Here is a 1,314-nt window from a genome sequence, read left to right as displayed (position 1 = left end):
CGTATCACGTCAATAGAGGTAATATCTCCTCCTGATTTGCTGATTGCAGCCGCTACATCACCGAAACTAACCTTAGTATGATCTAACTCTAATCGGAAAATAATACTTGTTTGCGCCACTTTAAACCCAACCTCTCCACTTCACAGCTTCAGCCATGCGCTTAAGTCCAACCATGTAAGCTGACAAACGCATGTCCACGTTTTTCTCTTGTGAGGTTCGATAAACGTTATGGAAGGAATCAACTAGAATTTTATGCAGTCTCTCGTTAACCTCTTCCTCCGTCCAATAATAACCTTGATTATTTTGAACCCACTCAAAGTAGGATACCACTACACCCCCCGCGCTGGCTAGGACGTCGGGAACAATCATGATGCCTCTTTGTGTTAAAATCTCTGTAGCGATAGTAGTAGTAGGACCGTTAGCAGCCTCAACCAGCAGCTTCGCCTTGACTTGCCAAGCGTTTTCCTCTGTAATTTGATTCTCTATAGCCGCTGGCACTAAAATGTCACATTCCTGAACTAATAACTCTTTATTCGTGATACGGTTAGGAAATAAATTCGTAACGGTTCCGAAAGAATCCCGTCTATCCAATAAATAATCGATATCTAATCCGTTCGGGTCATACAAAGCCCCGCCCGCGTCCGAAATACCCACCACTTTAGCGCCAGCATCATGCACGAATTTGGCCAAATAACTACCGGCATTTCCAAACCCTTGGACAATAATTTTCGCACCTTGGATAGGAATCCCAAGCACTTTCGCAGCTTCATTCATCACAATACTTACACCTAATGCAGTGGATGTTTCACGTCCTATAGATCCGCCTAGAACCAGCGGCTTGCCTGTAATGAATCCTGGGGAGTCAAACTCGCGGATGTGGCTGTATTCATCCATCATCCATGCCATAATTTGCGAGTTGGTGAATACATCAGGCGCTGGAATGTCTTTAGTTGGCCCGACAACTTGGCTGATAGCGCGAACATATCCCCGGCTGAGCCGCTCTAATTCTGGAAAAGACATTGAACGCGGATCACATTGAATCCCGCCTTTGCCGCCACCATAAGGCAGATTTGTAATGCCACATTTTATACTCATCCACATTGAAAGCGCTTTAACTTCTTCCTCAGTAACATCAGGGTGGAAGCGGACGCCCCCCTTGGTTGGTCCAACAGCATCATTATGTTGAGCGCGATAACCTGTAAGCACTTTAACCGATCCATCATCCATCTTTAATGGGATTCGTACCGTCAGTAGGCGTAATGGTTCCTTTAACAGCTCATACATGGAGTCAGCGTACCCCATTTTTTTCAATGC

General features: G+C 45.4%; 1 protein-coding gene. It reads right to left on the bottom strand.

The genetic code is table 11. The features are described from left to right. Positions 1 to 120 precede the first annotated feature (120 nt). Positions 121 to 1,314, bottom strand: a 1,194-nt coding sequence (locus GC102_RS21965; protein ID WP_171691391.1) for a Glu/Leu/Phe/Val family dehydrogenase, incomplete at its 5' end; no start/stop codon positions are given.

Source organism: Paenibacillus germinis, from assembly GCF_013141785.1.
In the GTDB taxonomy this organism is placed as follows: domain Bacteria; phylum Bacillota; class Bacilli; order Paenibacillales; family NBRC-103111; genus Paenibacillus_E; species Paenibacillus_E phytorum.
Note: the sequence above shows the minus strand (reverse complement) of the source record. Positions and strands in the feature narration are given on the sequence as shown.